We start from the raw sequence: 16,014 nt of genomic DNA on the forward strand, positions 1-16,014 counted from the left end.
CCTTAGGGCGCGGGTTTTCTGTAGGAGAGGGTGGAATTGATTCGATGCTCGACTTCGTCGGCATCTCACCCCGCTCTGCGGGGCGGCTACCCTTCGGTCGCCGTCCAAATGTTCCGCGTGCGCGGCCCATTTGTCGAACTCCACTTCCCGTGGGTTCTCATCCCACCTCATTTTCATGGGGCAGTCACTAACAAAAAAAGCTCCCGGTTTTACGGAAGCTTTCTTTTTATGCGGAGAGGGTGGGATTCGAACCCACGGTACACTTGCGCGCACAACGGTTTTCGAGACCGTCACATTCAACCACTCTGCCACCTCTCCTGAACTGATGCTTTCGGTTTCGCCTGTGGCTGACGGCAGTGAATTTAAAAAAATCCGCACCTTTTTCCGCACAGTTTTACATGCTATTTGTCTGTAATTGGACTTGAGCTTCGGTAAAACAGATGATCATGCATCGATCGATTTTGGTTTAGGCAGGTAGACTGGTGATTGAAATAGCACAGTATCTGGATTGTTCCTCCGCCACGGTGGTCAAGAGAAGACGGATTGAAAGGAAGTATGGTCTGGTGGATTGAGTAGACGAACCTTATGAAATGATAAGCATACGGGTAATACTGCTCTGGTGCTCTCCTGATGTAACACTTTGCATCCAAAAAACTCTTTTATATTACATCAAGGCTTCCGTCTTTACTTCCATGTCACAAGTATTTTTCTTAAACTTCGATGTGATAATGGTGAATTATTCAATTTTTCAGCAGTCAGCACAATCCATCTATCAAGATGCCCACATACTCCTTCATTCTCCATAGACAGGTATTCTCCCTCGTTTGCAATGCACAAAAAATACTGATGCCGGTCTTATGTTCTGTGTTGCTTTTTGCAACAGTAAATGCAGAACAGTATAACTTACACTATTACCATGCTCATGGGTGTTCATTAGATTGCAATCCAAGTTTTATCGGAACTGAATCTGTGGAACGACAGGGTTTAGGTTCAAAAGGATCTAGTTCATCCACCGATGATGAAGTTCCTATATTTGTTCCATGTGACAAAATGCCTGGTTTTCTTGATCAGAAAAAACCCGTCTATCCCGAGATTGCAAGAATTGAAGGAATTACTGGCAAGTTGTTTGTAAATGTTCTGATTGGAAAAGATGGTCGACCAGAAAAGGTAAAAGTTATGAAGCGTATTCCGGCTGACTGTTATGTATTTGATGAGGTTGCTATCAAGTCCGTAATGGAATCTGCATACTCTCCAGCTATTCTGAATGGCCGTCCCATAAAGGTATGGTTGACTGTTCCGATAAAATTTCAATTTGATTAGAGGGGGACGTGCCCAAGTTGACTTTTAACCGGCTCTAAGCCCGGTTTTCCTTGCTGTGCCAGACGCGAATAATAACAGCCGTATCGTTCCTATCCCGCATGTAGCGAAGAACAAAAGCGCCCGTTCCAAAAGATACCACCAATTCGCGCCTTCCCGTGTCATCGTTCATCGGGTGACCAATGTCCGGTATTGATTTGAGCAAACCCGCTCCGTCAAGAATTGCTTGTGCTGCCCGAGCTGCCGCACCGGGATTTTTTTCGTGCAGGAACGCATGAAGCCGCTCAACATCGGCTAATGCCTCCGGAAGCCACTTTATTTGGGGCAAGAGGTCACCTTTCCTTTCGCCAGATTTTCAATCCATGCAGCAGCTTTCTCATGGGGGATAGTTTCACCGGATAATTGATACCGTTCCCATCGTTCCAAATCCTCGCGTTTTTCCCGCTCGTAATTTTCTTCGCTGTCCAGGAATGTTTCGATTGCCTTCCTCATGAGCCAGTGCGGTGATCTGTCGCGTACACGAGCCAAAGCTGCAAGGCGTTGCTGGGTTGTGTCGTCTAACTTGACGCTTTTAGTCTGAGTCATGATCTTCTCTCCTTTTGTTATAAGGTAATACTTTTTGTGACTTTTGACAACCACTCCTTAGTAGGCAGGTTGTGATCGGAAAAGAAGAGAGCCTGCATTACGCAATCCGCAATCCTGCGCGGGTAGAGAGAGCATTCATTCACCAGTGCACACCTCCGGGAAATATGGAATCAGCAGGCGTATATTATGGAATGGATCAGGTTTCCGGAGTGGCGGATTTCCAATTAAATTAATCAGATAATCAAGCGGTACAATGCGAAAACTGGTTGCGATCTGTTTTACTCTTCTCTCTCTGCTCTCTGCAGAAACGGCTCATGCCGGGCATGCTGAAGCGGAGGGTGTTGCGCCCCAAAAAGCACTGAATTTGCTGCTTGACGGCAACCGGCAGTTTGCCAAAAAAGGAGAGGTCAGCAACCTCACTCGTCACGCTTCAGTCAGTTATCGCAAGTCGCTCGCCACCGCTCAGCACCCTTTTGCCGTTATCATTGCCTGTTCGGATTCACGCCTCTCTCCCGAGATCCTTTTTGACAAGGGGCTTGGAGAGCTGTTTGTGGTTCGGGTTGCCGGAAATATTGTCGGAGCCCATGAGCTTGGCTCGGTTGAGTATGCGGTCGAGCATCTGGGTGCAAGGCTGGTGATGGTGCTTGGTCATGAGCGATGCGGTGCGGTTACGGCAGCCTATGAGGCCCGGCTCTCCGGCGGCACAGTTGAAGGCAACATCGGCTCACTCATTACATCCATCGACCCGGCCATTACGGCGGTGATGGCTGAAGGAGCGAAAGCAACCAAAGCCGAACTGCTTGAGCGCTGCATGCATAAAAACGTGGAGATCGTCGCCGGTCAGTTATCCACCAAATCGCCGATTATTGCCGAAGCGCTTCAAAAGGGTGAGATCAGGATCGTCAAGGCTTACTATGACCTTGATGACGGGATTGTTACGGTGATAAAGTAGTTTTAGCGCGGTGCCCTCAGTAATTTGGTCAATGATTTCCTTTGTCAGGCCATCCCCCGAACGCAAATGTTAAGGCGAGCAGTAAACAGAGTCCCGCACTCCAAGATTCCGAAAAAAACGATAAAATGAATACCAGTAAATAGAGCGGAGGAGCATACCGGTATTGATTGGTGAGCTGAACAGCTTCATCTGTTTTCTGCTCGGATGCTGAAGGTGAAAGCAGATGGAGTGAAGCGTGCCTCCATAGAGCAAACAGGGAGATTGACGTAGCCAGAAATGTTCCTGAATAGAGGGTTGATGCCACCCTTGCATCGGGGTGGATCAGGTACTCTGAGAGCAAAGCCGTCGGAAATGGTATAAACGAGACACAAAACAACAGGAGGCCATTCCAGTAAAACAGGGCATGACCATCCCTGTTGATCAACTTGAAGATCCAGTGATGGTGTATCCAGATAACCAGTATGGTGATAAAGCTGGTCGAGAAGGCTAAATAACTTGGCCAAAGTGCGACAATAGATTGCGCCAGCCCTTTGAGTGCGACTACCTCATGGCGGGGAACCTTGATTTGCAGGACAAGCAGGGTCATGGCGATGGCAAATACGCCATCACTGAATGCTTCAAGACGGACGGTTTCATTATCACGGTGCATAGGATGTTCTTTAAGGGCGATGGAAAGTTAGATGCCAGCTCCCCGTAAGAAGATGCAACATGATTGAATTTGAAAGTTTGCGCGGCAAATGACATCAGGTCGGCAAAATTTCTGTTAAGGCATCCGTTTCCCTCTGAGAGCTCCCATGGGGTCGCTGCAGGAAACCGATTTTAAACCATTGACTAACGTATTAACTTTTTCTGCTGCCGTAAGCCAGCAGTACTCCTCCGGCAACAATTGCCCCCACTCCGGCCCAAACCGGAATATTGACCGTCTTTTTTTCCTTTATGGTGAGTTCGACCGGTCCCAACTTTACCTCTTCGCTCTCTTTTGTGTAATTGAAACTGCCAAAAACCAGCCCCAGTATCCCGGATGCCATCAGGACGATCGCAACTATCTTTATCGTGTTCATTTCTGCTATCGGTTAAATTATCTCCTTCACCACTACAAATACGCTCAACACCCGTGGAAATTTTTCTGCTCCCTGTTTCGCTGATTCCGGTCACTGTCATGCACCCCCTCATCAATTCGCTACCGGAGGCAAAATCTGCCCTCGGATCAGTGGAAAACTCCGGACCCGCTGATCAATACATGCCTGTTCTTTGACTTCGGTGGCAGGCTATGATGGGACTTTTCGTAACGGTTAACTCTTTTTTCTGATTAATACTTTAAAAAACGAAGTACAAGGGCTATAAGTTCAGGATCAGGGTGATGATCGTCAAGCATCGACTGGATATTTCCGGCTGTTACAGCCTGAACTCAACATAGATGCGACAAGACGAAATGAATGAATATATCCGGACTTTTTTGGATTGATCATTTGTTGTACGATCAACGGTATTTACAATACAAGAGCCTGAAATATCCGGGCACTGTTCTCAAAAGCAGTCAATCATTTCCATCCATGTGCGGACGATTCGGTTTTTTTGAGCTGAAGTTCTTCATTGAGCAGCTTCGCCAGCTTGAGCTTCCTTTTGAGGAGGATGAGGGGTTTGCGTTTCATCCGGGCTACAACATTGCTCCCGAATCCAATATTGTCACCCTTCTTGCGGAGAGCGGCCGCTACACCCTTGCCGAAGCGCACTGGGGGTTGATTCCGCACTGGGCTCGTGCAATGCCGAAAATACGCCCGATCAATGCCCGGGCCGAGAGCCTTTCGTTTAAGCCTTACTTCCGTCACATACTCAACCGCCACCACTGTCTCATTCCTGCAAGCGGTTTCTACGAGTGGCAGCGGAGCGGAGGAGCAAAAAAACAGCCATACTACATTCACCGCGTGGATGGCAGGCCGATGGCTTTTGCCGGGCTTTGGGAGAGCTGGCAGCCGGTTGATGCCGCTGCACCGCCGGTTCGAAGCTGCACCATCATTACCACCAGAGCCAATCATCAAATGGCACCCGTTCATGACCGGATGCCGGTGATTCTTGAACCGGAAAATTGGCGGAAGTGGCTTCAGGCCGGAAAGCCGGGTGCTGAAATACTGTTGGAGCCATCCGCTGAGGGTACTCTCGATATCTACCCGGTTTCCACAAGGGTAAACAACCCGCAATACATTCGTCGCGACTGTATTGAGCATGAGCACCCCACTTGATTTGTTACGCGATTTGATTACTTCGCTGATCTTCCTTTCTCTTGTATATGCAATGTATACAGGTGCCGGTTTTTGTTTAAAAAGAGTATATATTTCGTAAAAAATCGGAAAAAAGAGATAGTTACCTTCCCTCCTGTTGCTATATTGCTTTAAGAATTAAATCTTGCAATAACCGGCAAACCCGAATAATACGGTGCAATCCACTCTTAATCGAGAGCTTATCGATGCAACTTGTTACGATAATCTGCCAAGGGTCAGAGAGTTGCTCGCCCAGGGGGCCGATGTCAATGCGAAGTGCAAAATTGTGGATTTGACGCCGTTACACTGTGCAGTGGATAATGGACATGCTGAAATAGCGAAACTGCTGCTCTGTGAAGGTGCAGATGTTGATGTTACAACCAAAACCGGCAGGACCCCGCTGCACATTGCAGCGTTGAGAGGGTATCCGGAGGTGGTGGAGCTGCTGCTGGGTCATGCAGCAAAGATCAACCCGGTAGATCAAAACAGAGAGACGCCGTTGAAGCTTGCTGAGGCAAACCATCATACAGACGTTGCTGAACTGTTACGCAAGCTTGGCGGTCGCAAATAAGCCGAATTGAAATCAAGGCGGACTATCATCACCTGCCGTCAGAGCCGCAGTTTCTGTAAGATAAAGTGACCAATTAAAGAGCTTCAAAAGCCCCCTCTATCAGTCGGGGCTTTTTAGGTTCAGGCTGAAAAGAGGCTTCTCGATTTTTCTGCTAAAAGCTTTTCCGGATTAATCCGATTTGTTGCCAATCTACTCTTACGTTTGAGTGCCATTAATTATCTGATTGTTACAGGCAGAAAAAATAGAGAGATCAGCTTTTTTTTGAAATATCGTATACATTGATATATGTTCTGTAACTAAAAGAGTGTAATCGGGGTATCGTTTTTTTTGTTGCTTCCCGTTATTGAGATCCGATATCGATCGACATGATTATTTACCTCACCTATGTATCATAAACACCTCAGATCATAATGAACTGCTATCTTATTTGTGTTTCGATATGCGGTATGGCTCTTTTTACTTTCTGCTGTTATTGATGAAACGGGTTATTTGACAAGGAATTGAAGAGCTGAAATTCTTTTTTTTTAAGAGTTGCTTTCAGTCTGAGCCTGATGACCGGGGTCAACTCCTGAATATTCCTTTCTTTCTTGTTCGCGGTGTGTCTTATACGTACATTAAAAAACAGAGTGAATGGAAGGTGCTTTATACATTGCTTTTTATGGGTCGTAAAGCCGTTATAGGTGATGGTAATAACTATGATTACGCATGCATGTCCGAACAGTGTAGTGATGAGTAATCCATCCGATAGGGTGATAGAAGCGCTTAAGGCTGAAATAGCATCCAGAGAGAAGGAGTTGAGCAGACTGGGATCGCTATTTGACGGAAAAGGTGCTGTACTCAGGGATTTTCTCGATCAGCTAAATCTGCTCGGGATTGATGGAGAGGCCAGGCAGATGATAACAGATATCTGTCTCAATCTCATAGAGGTAGAAAAGTTCGAGAAAATGCTGAAGATGTCTCTGACTGAATCGGATACTGATTTTATCATCAGACTTCAGAAAATACATCCCGCGCTCAACGAACGTGAATTGAAAGTCTGTCTGCTTTTAAAGATGAACTACGATCCTGGCGATATTGCCCGCACTCTTGATGTCTCGATCAGGGGGATGGAGAGTATCCGCTACCGGATGCATAAAAAGCTCAAGCTTGGAACACATCAATCAATCAAGAGCTACCTTTCTGAGTTTGTTTTTGCCGTTTAAGATTTATTCCCCTTTTCATCCGGGACTGCCGGAAAATATGGTATGGCTTCCTCAAGCCTGCCGCTGCAATGAATAAATACAAAAAGTTATGGCAGAGCATCGCAACGTTTTGACTGTGATGCTTGCTGATGCTCAGAGCACGGATGGCCGCCCACATAACATTTCAGACAAAAAGATGTTTGCCGCATGGTCAGCGGCGGCGCGAAAAATAGAGAGAATTTTTGCGGGGTTTTCTCTCCGGATTTTCATTATGTCAGAACTCGTTTGATTCGGAATTGATGGCAGATCTCTATTTGAAGATGAAATAATGGAGTTTTCAATAGAGAGAGAAACCGTCAGGATATTTTATTCTTATTTGAACGATCAATATTCTTCCATTGTTGATCTTTTCAGTGGAGTTGCATCGAGAATACCTATAAATATGAAATAAACGCTGTTTGATTTTTTGATTGCTGTTTCAGTATTTATATTAGCCTGTATTTGATATTAAGGATATTTACAATAAATCTAATAAGGAGTGGATATGTCAAAAGTTGCAGAACTCAATGCAAAAATTGCTCAGCTTGAAAAAGAGCGTAACGAAATTATCAATGCTGAGCGTAAATCAGTCATAGATGATATCCGGGCGAAGCTGGTTACGTATAATATTTCTCTGGATGAGCTTGGACGGAAGGGGAAAGCAGTGAAGTCTGCACCAAAGACCCCATCGCCCATAAAGTACCGGAAGAACGAGCATGAATACTGGGTAGGCAGAGGCCCAAAACCCCAGTGGGTCAAGGCAATTGAAGCTGCCGGAGAGAGTATTGAAATATATCGTATTCAGGACTGAATCGAAGTTACTCTATCGGGAATAAGTTGTAACAGGTCGTTCTCCGAAGAAGCTTTGTTGTCTTCATGAAGGTATCGGCTTCTCCTTCACCGTTCTCGATATCTGTAATTATCAGCAGTTCATTATGCTGTCGTGGATCCACGGATAATGTTGATGTATGGCATCATCGTTAGCCGTGGTGAGCGGTAGTCCACTTGATTGACTTGACCGGAAGTCGTGTGCTGCTCTTCACGTTTCAGCGTGACTCTGCGCTAATGCCGTCCCCCCGCTGATACCCGGCGCTGTTTTTATTGCTTTTCCTGATGAGGAGTTTATCTGTCAGAGATGATGATCGCTACCCTTCTGTATTGATGAAAAAAAGGGATTGCTGATTGTTATATTTGACTTTACAAATTACGAATTGCCGGAACAGGTTGTCCAACCGAAAGATTATGAGATGACATTACTCAGAAAAAATCTGATACTTATTCTTGTTGCTACAGGGGTATTTTTCCCTCTTGTTACTGCCCTGGCAGCAAAAACAGCTCCGACGAAAGAGGTGACTGCCCTCATGCCGACTCCGGCCCAGAGTGAGGCGGGTATTTATATCACCCAATATCTTTTGCAGAACCATTATCGAAAGGTTGCGGTCAATGACTCCCTCTCCATGCAGATATTCAACCGTTATATCGATAATCTTGACGGAAGCCGAAGCTATTTTCTGGCGAGCGATGTTGAAAACCTCAAAAAGCGGTATGGTACCCGTATTGATGATGACTTTCTTGCCGGAATGCCCACCGCCGGGTTTGAGATCTATAACTATTTTTTGAAACGGGCGAAGGAAAAAGTACAGTTTATGCGCACGGCGGTTGATACCGTTAATTTCAGGTTCACCGCACCGGACAGCATCGATATTGACCGCAAGCATGACCTCTGGGCGGCTGACCAACGTGAGCTTCTCGATCTGTGGCGAAAAGAGCTGAAATATCAGTGGCTCAATCTCAAATATTCCGGTGAAGCGAAAAAATCTGTTCGGGGAGCCCTTGCAAAGAGTTTTTCAAGCCGCCTGAACCTTCTTAATCGCCTGAAACCGGAAGATGCCTTCCAGGCCTATATGTATGCGGTGACGACCTCGTTTGATCCCCATACCTCCTATTTTTCGCCCGATGAGTATGCCAATTTCCAGATTGACATGAGTCGCTCTCTTGAGGGTATTGGCGCCAAGCTGCAGACCGAGGGTGAGTATACGGTTATCAATGAGGTTATTCCGGGCGGGCCGGCCTTCAGAAGCAATCAGCTTAAAAAGGGGGACAAAATTATTGGTGTAGGGCAGGGAAAAACGGCCGAGATTGTTGATGTCACAGCATGGCGAATCAATGAGGTGGTTAAATTGATTCGTGGAAAAAAAGGTACAATTGTACGTCTGAAAATTCTTCCCGTAAGCCAGAGAGGCAGCGGCCCGGCGATCATTGTCCGGCTTGTTCGTGACAAGGTGGATCTTAAGGAGCAGGCGGCAAAAAAACGCATTATCCTTCAGAACGGGAAGAAAATAGGGGTCATTACGCTTCCCTCATTCTATCTTGACTTTGAAGGTCAGCAGCGCAATACGGGCAATTATAACAGCACCAGCACTGATGTATTGAAAATTTTGCAGGAGCTGCAAGCCGAGAGTGTAGATGGCATTGTGATTGACCTCCGAAACAACGGGGGAGGTTCACTCGAAGAGGCGGTAAAGGTTACCGGTCTGTTTATTCCGGGCGGCCCGGTCGTACAGATCAGCAATGCCCGTGGTGCAACGACGGTGCTCAATGATGCGGATATTCGCGCACAGTTCAGCGGTCCGCTTGCCGTGCTGGTGAACCGGTACAGCGCTTCAGCGTCCGAAATTGTTGCTGCAGCAATCCAGGATTACGGTCGCGGCGTGGTCATTGGCGAGAGAACATTCGGCAAGGGAACCGTTCAAAGCATTATCCGGATTTCAAGACCGATTACGTTATCCGACACTCCGGTTGATCTTGGCGAGGTAAAGCTGACGATTGCAAAGTTTTACCGGATTTCGGGAGGCAGTACCCAGCACAAGGGGGTAGAGCCGGATCTTGTTATGCCATCGATGATCGACACGGCAACAGTTGGAGAGGATACCTATACAAGCAGTCTGCCATTCAGCACCATTTCTCCGGCCAATTACCAGCCTGTTGCAGCACTTTCGCAGGCGGAGATCGGAGTGCTTCGTCAAAAAGAGCTTGAGCGCTCTAAAGCGAACCCTCTTTACCAGACCTATCTTCGGGACCTGAAAACCATCGACCTGATCCGGAAAAGAAAAGGTGCATCCCTGCAGGAAACGGCGTTTAAATCGGCCATGGAGAACATAAAAAAGATCGAGAAACAGTGGGTACTCGACTCTTCAAAAGAGTCAGATAACGATCTGCTGCTTATTGAGTCTGCCGGAGTGGTTTCTGATATGGCGAAGCTCCGCGACGGGAAGTGATTCCGGATTTGAAGAGATGTTGAATTCTTAATTCCGGATTTTGAATGCATGGGCAGACCGGTCTGTTTGCCCATTTGATCTGAAAACAGAAAAAGCCTCTTTTGACAGAGGCTTTTTTGTTTTGCTGAGCGGGAAACGAGACTCGAACTCGCGACCCCAACCTTGGCAAGGTTGTGCTCTACCAACTGAGCTATTCCCGCTTAATGAGCCATAAATATAAGGATATTTTTTTTTCGTGCAACTCCTTCATGCATTTTCTTGAGAAAGATGCTTTTGCACTAAGACCCTCCCCAACGACGCAATCATATCGCAGAATAAATTCAGAGCAGCTCCCTACAGCGACAGCTCCCGGATGATCGTTTCCATATCCTTGTCACCCCTGCCGGAGAGATTGACTACGATAATGCTCTCCTCTCTCATTTTCGGCGCTCTCGTTATCGCGTAGTGGATGGCATGTGCCGATTCCAGCGCACAGATGATACCTTCAGTTGCCGCAAGGGTTTTGAGTGCGGTGAGTGCCTCCCTGTCGGTGGTTGAGGTGTAGGTTACCAGTCCGAGTTCCTGCAGGTAGCAGTGTTCGGGCCCTACTCCCGGATAGTCAAGCCCGGCGGAGATGGAGTGTGCCTCCTCAACCTGGCCGTCCTCATTCTGGAGGAGTTTGGTCATGGCGCCGTGGAGTACACCGGTTTTGCCAAGCGTAAGCGAAGCGGCGTGCCGTCCCTGAAGCCCCTCTCCAGCCGCTTCAACACCGACAAGTTCGATGGGGGGGGCATCTTTGAGGAATTCGTAAAACATGCCGACCGCATTGCTCCCGCCTCCCACGCATGCCGTGATGACATCGGGCAGTCTGCCTGCCTGGGCAATAATCTGTGAGCGGGTTTCCTGCCCGATCACCGCCTGAAAATCACGAACGATCATCGGGTAGGGATGCATGCCGACAACCGAACCGATAATATAGAAGGTCTCTTCAGGATTATTCATCCAGTCGCGGATAGCTTCGCTTGTGGCATCCTTGAGCGTTTTTGATCCGCTGCTGACGGCTCTGACCTCAGCGCCGAGAAGCTTCATTCTTGCAACATTCGGCGCCTGGCGCCGGATATCCTCTTCACCCATATAGACGATGCAGTTCAAATCAAAGAGTGCACAAACCGTTGCTGTAGCTACACCATGCTGACCGGCACCGGTTTCGGCAATCACCCTTTTCTTTCCCATTCGCCGGGCAAGCAGCACCTGGCCGAGGGCGTTGTTGATTTTATGGGCTCCGGTATGGCAGAGATCCTCCCGCTTCAGATAGATCTGTGCACCTCGCAGATTGCGGCTGAGCCGGCCGGCGTGATAGAGTGGTGTGGGACGTCCCACATAATCACGGAGGAGAAGATTCAGTTCAGACTGAAACAGCGGATCGTTTTTTGCTTTTATATATTCCAGTTCAAGATCGGCCGCATTTTTGATAAGAGTCTCAGGGATAAACTTGCCGCCGAAATTTCCGAAATGTCCGGCTTTATCGGGTGCGGAATAGAGAGTCGCCACCATAGGGTGAGAAGGGGTTAAATAATTTAAAAAATTGTGGTTATGGCATTTCTGATGAAGACCCTTTACGGAAAAACACGCATCATACACCAATAAAAAGAATATATTTAAACTTTTATCACTGGCCATCACAATACTGTAGCGGAGCAAAAGGGCATTGACGATAATTAACAGGAACATTTCACTTCAGACCATTTCGACAGTCGTTGCGGGGTTCGTCTCATTGTTATCGCCCTGTCGTCTCCATGCTGCCGCGCCTTCGCTTCCCGAGAAGGCTGGATCCGGGATTGAAAGCACCATCTTTTTTAGTGCGAAAGATTCGGTTATCTACAATTTCGACCGGCGTACTATAGAGCTTCGGGGGAAAGCAGCCATCAACCATGAGAGTAGACGGCTCACTGCACCAGGGATTGTGATTGATCTCAATACCGAACAGCTTCGCGCATCGGGTGTGGCTGATTCTTCGAAACAGTTGACCGATCCTGCGGTTTTTTCCGACAGCAAGGGGAGTTTCAATGCTGAAACAATAACCTATGATTTCAGGAGACAGAGGGGGGAGACCTCCAATGTCACCTCCTCTTCCAGTGAGCTTATTTTTCAGGGAGAGCATGTTTCGCGTCTTGACAGCGGTGAGCTGCAGATCAGTGACGGAACCTACACAACCTGTGATGACGATGATCCGCATTACTGGATCTCCTCTTCCAGTCTGACCATTATTCCGGGCAAAAAAGTAGTCGCCAGACCGCTTGTCCTGTATGTGCGACCGGAGGTTTTTTCCCGGCGTCTGCCCGCAGTGCCTATTCTTGCGCTGCCCTATATGGTTTTTCCCCTCCAGGATGCGCGTTCATCAGGTTTTCTGACACCAACCCCGAGCCGTGCGAGCGATCGCGGTTACTTTGTGTCGAATCTTGGCTATTTCTGGGCTATTGATGAGTATATGGATCTGAAGGTTGATGGTGATCTTGCCTTGAACGGAAGCTGGCGGCTTGGAAACCGCTTTCGCTACACGAAACAACATGATTTTTCCGGAGGCATTGCAGGGGAGTTCAAACGCAATATCCTCAATTCCGATGGAAGTGTCCATCGTGACTGGAATTTGAGTGTTCTGCATAACCAGCTCGTGGATCCTTCAACGCGTCTTGATCTCAATCTGGATTTTCAGGGCGGTGAGCGTATCTATGAGTTGCATTCAGTCAATGCTGAAACCATACTGACCGGGCAGGCAAATGCCAGAGGATCCCTCGGCAAAACCTTCAATGACGAGAGCACTATTGGCGCTCTTTATTTCGATAGAATCAAGGATCTCTCTACCCACAAGGCCACGGACACCTTTGGAGCTTCTTTTTACCGGAACCGTTTCTATCCCTTCAACTCCGCACTTTCGGTAAGCTCCGCTGCAGCATTGTCGGGGAGTGCCACTTCACAGGACGGGCCCTCTTCTTCGGGTTATTCGGCGAGTGCTGATGTTGAGATGGGTTACTACCGGGAGTTTTCCGAGGGGTACAAAGCGCTTTTTACACAGGGGATCAGTCTGCTTGCAAGAGAGCCGGTACCGGGGCTTGATGAAGATGTATACAGTGCAAAGCGGGTTCTTTTTCCACTGCGTATGCAATCAACCCTTTTTCGATATTTCAATGTCAATCCGTCTCTGACTTTCACCCGTTTTCTGAGCAGTGCTTCCCGCGACAGGGATTTTTCAACCACTGTTTTTTCGGTTGATGCCTCGACTCGGCTTTACGGATCAGTACAAACCGGATTGCCGGGGCTCAAGGCGCTTCGTCATACCTTTATCCCTACCCTTACCTACACCTGGAATCCGGCGTTCAGCGGTATCGGAAGTGACTACTACCACCGCCATCTCTATGACTGGACCTATGGCACGCGCTATAACAGATTTGAAAATCGCTGGTACAGCGGTCTTCCCGAAGGGCAGAGCCGAGTTGGCATCAGCCTGAATAATCTCTTTCATGGCAAATTCATCGGCTCCTCCGGGCAGGCAGAATCGGATTCATTTTATGACGGTCACACGGTTCAATTGCTCGCACTGAATGTTGCTACCTCCTATAATTTTGCGGCAGAGTCCCTCAAGCTTGAACCGCTTATCCTCACAGCCCAAAGCAATGCCCTTTCTCCGGACTTTCTTTTGAGTGCGGGCGGTATGTATGATTTTTACAGTTATGACCCGTTGAGTGGAGTGAGGGTCAACCGCTTCAACAAGGATGAAGGCAAAGGGCTTTTACGCTTTGTCAGGGGGTTCCTGAACATGGGATTCACCCTTCAGGGACGAAGGGTGGCTGGAGCTTCAGCACCGGCAGCGGGCCCGGCAATCCAGATGAATCCATCATCACTGCTGCGGGATCGAATTCTTAATAACGGTGAGTACAGTGACATTGATTACACGCTGCCCTGGCAGTTTCGCCTCTCGCTCTATCTCCAGTCAGACCGGAGCAATCCTCTTGAGCCAACAACAACCTCACTGGTTACAGCATCTTCAACGTTCTCGGTCTCAAAAACATGGCAGGTATCAGTCAATACCGGCTATGATCTCCGGAATCGGGAAGTGATTTTCCCCATGCTGCAGCTCTATCGCGATCTTCACTGCTGGCAGGTTGGTTTTCAGTGGGTACCGAGCGGAAGTTTCCGGAGCTACGCGATTCAGATCGGACTGAAAACTCCCCAGTTAAGGGATCTCAGGCTGAAACATTCCGGCAGTACCTCGTTATAAATCAGTTGCGTCCCGATCCGTTTTTTCAGGGACTCAGGGTAGATTAATCCAGTGAGTCAAGAATCAATTTCAGTCGCTCATTGAACGCTTCATGGGCATCATGGTGGATGCAGTGCGCTGCTTTCGGAATGATAAATGCTCCGGCCTGCGGCAGAAGCTGCTGAAATTCAGGGATGATTTTATGGGGAGGAAGCGCCATGTCATCAGCACCCCAGACGAGAAAAGCCGGACCTTTGAAGTTGCAGGGTTTCTTGAGGTTGTCGAGCCGGAAATCAAGCGGTCGTCTTGACGGGGAGAGATAGGACCACTGGGCTCCTTTGTCCTGCAGGGGAAGGGTGAACTGGTTGATCAGTTTGGTATCAACCATCTTCTGGTTGTAGTAGGTTGGCATAAGGCTCTGACTGACGCCAAGCGGATTGGCAAAAGCTGAAAAGAGTACATCGCCGATCATTGGAGATCCGATAAGGCCGAAGAAGACGCTCGCCATCCCATCCATCATATCGGCAAAAAGGCCGGATGGATTTGCAAGGATGAGCGCTTTGACTTTTTCAGGCTGATGATGGGCAAAATAGATACCGCTTGCTGCACCCATGGAGTGGCCGACAATAATGATCGAATCAAGCTTTTTCAGAAAGAGAAAGGCCTCAATCTGTGTGGCAAAGAGTTCAAGAGAGTACCGGACGTTGGGTTTCTGTGATTTGCCGAACCCGATAAGGTCCATGGCGTAGAGTTTACGGTTATGCGTGAACTCGGGAATATTGAGGTTCCAGTGTTCAAGCATGCCGCCGTAGCCGTGGATAAAGAGAATCGGTGTTTTGTCAGGGTTATCCTGACCGTACTCCTGATAGCGAATTTTTGCTTCCTGATCGGGAGCGAATTGCCAGAGAAAATGTTGGTCCTTCACCGTGCTGCTCATAGGTTACAATCAGTAGAGTCTCTTGATGTGTAAAAACTTATAAGGCAATATATCGGTTGTGAGGCAATAATAAAGATATTGGTTACTATAGGTATCAGGTTTAATTCTATCCAGTTTAACAGAAATCACACTGCGATGCTTCAGGTTTCGAGAAAATTTGAATACGGACTTCATGCCGTTACCTATCTGTCGACAAAAGGTGTTGACAGGGTTGTCACCGTAAAGGAGATGGCTGATGATATCGGTGTTTCCCAGGAGTTTCTTTCAAAAGCGATGCAAAGTCTGAAGCGAGCCGGTATTGCCCGTTCTGTCCAGGGGGTCAAGGGTGGTTATTCTCTTGGCCGTAAACCCGGAGAGATCACGGTTGCCGATATCGCTATTGCCATCGAGGGCGATCCCCATCTTATGCGGTGCGGCAAGAAACTGGCCAGTTGTGAAATCAGTTCATCATGTCATCATCGTGACTATATGAACAGCCTGCAGAATAAAATTCAGGATCTGATGGCCTCCACAACCATTGCATCGCTCTTGAGGAAGGAGCCGCAGTGAGCTGCTGTGCCTGAAAATTCCTGATGAGTTTCATTCTCCCTTTATTAACTCCGGATCTGCCATTGCCCTGTTTTGAAGGTTTTCCGGTCCGGACATAAATTGACAACACTAAT

The 16,014-nt window shown here is 47.9% G+C and carries 16 protein-coding genes and 2 tRNA genes; 10 read left to right on the plus strand and 8 right to left on the minus strand.

Going from position 1 to position 16,014, the window contains the following annotated elements:
• Positions 1-231 precede the first annotated feature (231 nt).
• A tRNA-Ser gene (locus G9409_RS06500) sits at positions 232-318 on the minus strand.
• Between the two features lie 459 nt (positions 319-777).
• On the opposite strand from G9409_RS06500, the gene G9409_RS12150 reads away from it, so the two are divergent.
• The gene (locus G9409_RS12150) at positions 778-1,320 is read left to right on the plus strand and encodes an energy transducer TonB (protein WP_166807978.1); all 543 of its coding nucleotides are present in this window, start codon (positions 778-780) and stop codon (positions 1,318-1,320) included.
• A gap of 34 nt (positions 1,321-1,354) precedes the next feature.
• Here G9409_RS12150 and G9409_RS06510 read toward each other — a convergent pair whose 3' ends face one another.
• Together G9409_RS06510 and G9409_RS06515 are read right to left on the minus strand one after the other, a co-directional pair.
• The gene (locus G9409_RS06510) at positions 1,355-1,645 is read right to left on the minus strand and encodes a type II toxin-antitoxin system RelE/ParE family toxin (protein WP_166807979.1); all 291 of its coding nucleotides are present in this window, start codon (positions 1,643-1,645) and stop codon (positions 1,355-1,357) included.
• The gene (locus G9409_RS06515; protein WP_166807980.1) at positions 1,633-1,902 is read right to left on the minus strand and encodes a CopG family ribbon-helix-helix protein; all 270 of its coding nucleotides are present in this window, start codon (positions 1,900-1,902) and stop codon (positions 1,633-1,635) included. Before G9409_RS06515 ends, G9409_RS06510 begins: the two co-directional genes overlap by 13 nt.
• A 253-nt stretch (positions 1,903-2,155) precedes the next feature.
• Between G9409_RS06515 and G9409_RS06520 the strand changes: the two genes are divergently transcribed.
• Positions 2,156-2,854 carry a carbonic anhydrase gene (locus G9409_RS06520; RefSeq protein ID WP_166807981.1) on the plus strand — a complete coding sequence of 233 codons (699 nt, stop codon included), beginning with the start codon at positions 2,156-2,158 and terminating at the stop codon, positions 2,852-2,854.
• 28 nt (positions 2,855-2,882) lie between these two features.
• Here G9409_RS06520 and G9409_RS06525 read toward each other — a convergent pair whose 3' ends face one another.
• The gene (locus tag G9409_RS06525; RefSeq protein WP_166807982.1) at positions 2,883-3,503 is read right to left on the minus strand and encodes a TMEM175 family protein; all 621 of its coding nucleotides are present in this window, start codon (positions 3,501-3,503) and stop codon (positions 2,883-2,885) included.
• Positions 3,504-3,693: 190 nt separating this feature from the next.
• Positions 3,694-3,915, minus strand: a complete 222-nt coding sequence (locus G9409_RS06530; RefSeq protein WP_166807983.1) for a hypothetical protein — start codon at positions 3,913-3,915, stop codon at positions 3,694-3,696.
• A gap of 492 nt (positions 3,916-4,407) precedes the next feature.
• Here G9409_RS06530 and G9409_RS06535 point away from each other — a divergent pair, with 492 nt between their 5' ends.
• The 6 genes from G9409_RS06535 (at position 4,408) to G9409_RS06560 (ending at position 10,181) form a co-directional block, all read left to right on the plus strand.
• Positions 4,408-5,094 carry an SOS response-associated peptidase gene (locus G9409_RS06535; protein WP_166807984.1) on the plus strand — a complete coding sequence of 229 codons (687 nt, stop codon included), beginning with the start codon at positions 4,408-4,410 and terminating at the stop codon, positions 5,092-5,094.
• A 193-nt stretch (positions 5,095-5,287) separates the two neighbouring features.
• A complete protein-coding gene (locus G9409_RS06540) occupies positions 5,288-5,683 on the plus strand; it encodes an ankyrin repeat domain-containing protein (RefSeq protein WP_166807985.1) in 396 nt (131 codons plus the stop codon).
• Between the two features lie 728 nt (positions 5,684-6,411).
• On the plus strand, positions 6,412-6,885 hold the full coding sequence (locus G9409_RS06545; protein WP_166807986.1) for a helix-turn-helix transcriptional regulator: 474 nt from the start codon (positions 6,412-6,414) through the stop codon (positions 6,883-6,885).
• An 88-nt stretch (positions 6,886-6,973) separates the two neighbouring features.
• Positions 6,974-7,153 (plus strand): hypothetical protein, encoded by a 180-nt coding sequence (locus G9409_RS06550; RefSeq protein ID WP_166807987.1) that lies wholly within the window; start codon positions 6,974-6,976, stop codon positions 7,151-7,153.
• A gap of 255 nt (positions 7,154-7,408) precedes the next feature.
• A complete protein-coding gene (locus G9409_RS06555; protein ID WP_166807988.1) occupies positions 7,409-7,714 on the plus strand; it encodes an H-NS histone family protein in 306 nt (101 codons plus the stop codon).
• Between the two features lie 436 nt (positions 7,715-8,150).
• Entirely contained in the window at positions 8,151-10,181 is a 2,031-nt protein-coding gene (locus G9409_RS06560; protein ID WP_166807989.1) for a carboxy terminal-processing peptidase, read from the plus strand.
• A 127-nt stretch (positions 10,182-10,308) separates the two neighbouring features.
• On the opposite strand, the gene G9409_RS06565 is transcribed toward G9409_RS06560, so the two are convergent.
• Positions 10,309-10,381, minus strand: a tRNA-Gly gene (locus G9409_RS06565).
• A gap of 133 nt (positions 10,382-10,514) precedes the next feature.
• Positions 10,515-11,714 (minus strand): tryptophan synthase subunit beta, encoded by a 1,200-nt coding sequence (gene trpB, locus G9409_RS06570; RefSeq protein WP_166807990.1) that lies wholly within the window; start codon positions 11,712-11,714, stop codon positions 10,515-10,517.
• A gap of 154 nt (positions 11,715-11,868) precedes the next feature.
• Here trpB and G9409_RS06575 point away from each other — a divergent pair, with 154 nt between their 5' ends.
• The gene (locus tag G9409_RS06575) at positions 11,869-14,436 is read left to right on the plus strand and encodes a putative LPS assembly protein LptD (RefSeq protein ID WP_166807991.1); all 2,568 of its coding nucleotides are present in this window, start codon (positions 11,869-11,871) and stop codon (positions 14,434-14,436) included.
• 43 nt (positions 14,437-14,479) lie between these two features.
• Here the strand turns inward: G9409_RS06575 and G9409_RS06580 are convergent, their stop codons facing one another.
• Positions 14,480-15,352: an alpha/beta fold hydrolase gene (locus G9409_RS06580; RefSeq protein WP_166807992.1), complete on the minus strand. Its 873-nt coding sequence runs from the start codon at positions 15,350-15,352 to the stop codon at positions 14,480-14,482.
• Positions 15,353-15,487: 135 nt separating this feature from the next.
• Between G9409_RS06580 and G9409_RS06585 the strand changes: the two genes are divergently transcribed.
• On the plus strand, positions 15,488-15,901 hold the full coding sequence (locus G9409_RS06585; protein ID WP_166807993.1) for an Rrf2 family transcriptional regulator: 414 nt from the start codon (positions 15,488-15,490) through the stop codon (positions 15,899-15,901).
• Positions 15,902-16,014: the final 113 nt, after the last annotated feature.

Source organism: Candidatus Chlorobium masyuteum (genome assembly GCF_011601315.1).
GTDB lineage: Bacteria > Bacteroidota > Chlorobiia > Chlorobiales > Chlorobiaceae > Chlorobium > Chlorobium masyuteum.

Excerpts from the sequence above, each read along its gene's own strand:
- G9409_RS06515 (WP_166807980.1), bottom strand. The coding sequence starts at position 1,902 with ATGACTCAGACTAAAAGCGTCAAGTTAGACGACACAACCCAGCAACGC.
- G9409_RS06545 (WP_166807986.1), top strand. The coding sequence starts at position 6,412 with ATGAGTAATCCATCCGATAGGGTGATAGAAGCGCTTAAGGCTGAAATA.
- G9409_RS06580 (WP_166807992.1), bottom strand. The coding sequence starts at position 15,352 with ATGAGCAGCACGGTGAAGGACCAACATTTTCTCTGGCAATTCGCTCCC.
- G9409_RS06550 (WP_166807987.1), top strand. The coding sequence starts at position 6,974 with ATGGCAGAGCATCGCAACGTTTTGACTGTGATGCTTGCTGATGCTCAG.
- trpB (WP_166807990.1), bottom strand. The coding sequence starts at position 11,714 with ATGGTGGCGACTCTCTATTCCGCACCCGATAAAGCCGGACATTTCGGA.
- G9409_RS12150 (WP_166807978.1), top strand. The coding sequence starts at position 778 with ATGCCCACATACTCCTTCATTCTCCATAGACAGGTATTCTCCCTCGTT.
- G9409_RS06530 (WP_166807983.1), bottom strand. The coding sequence starts at position 3,915 with ATGAACACGATAAAGATAGTTGCGATCGTCCTGATGGCATCCGGGATA.
- G9409_RS06585 (WP_166807993.1), top strand. The coding sequence starts at position 15,488 with ATGCTTCAGGTTTCGAGAAAATTTGAATACGGACTTCATGCCGTTACC.
- G9409_RS06535 (WP_166807984.1), top strand. The coding sequence starts at position 4,408 with ATGTGCGGACGATTCGGTTTTTTTGAGCTGAAGTTCTTCATTGAGCAG.
- G9409_RS06560 (WP_166807989.1), top strand. The coding sequence starts at position 8,151 with ATGACATTACTCAGAAAAAATCTGATACTTATTCTTGTTGCTACAGGG.
- G9409_RS06520 (WP_166807981.1), top strand. The coding sequence starts at position 2,156 with ATGCGAAAACTGGTTGCGATCTGTTTTACTCTTCTCTCTCTGCTCTCT.
- G9409_RS06525 (WP_166807982.1), bottom strand. The coding sequence starts at position 3,503 with ATGCACCGTGATAATGAAACCGTCCGTCTTGAAGCATTCAGTGATGGC.
- G9409_RS06555 (WP_166807988.1), top strand. The coding sequence starts at position 7,409 with ATGTCAAAAGTTGCAGAACTCAATGCAAAAATTGCTCAGCTTGAAAAA.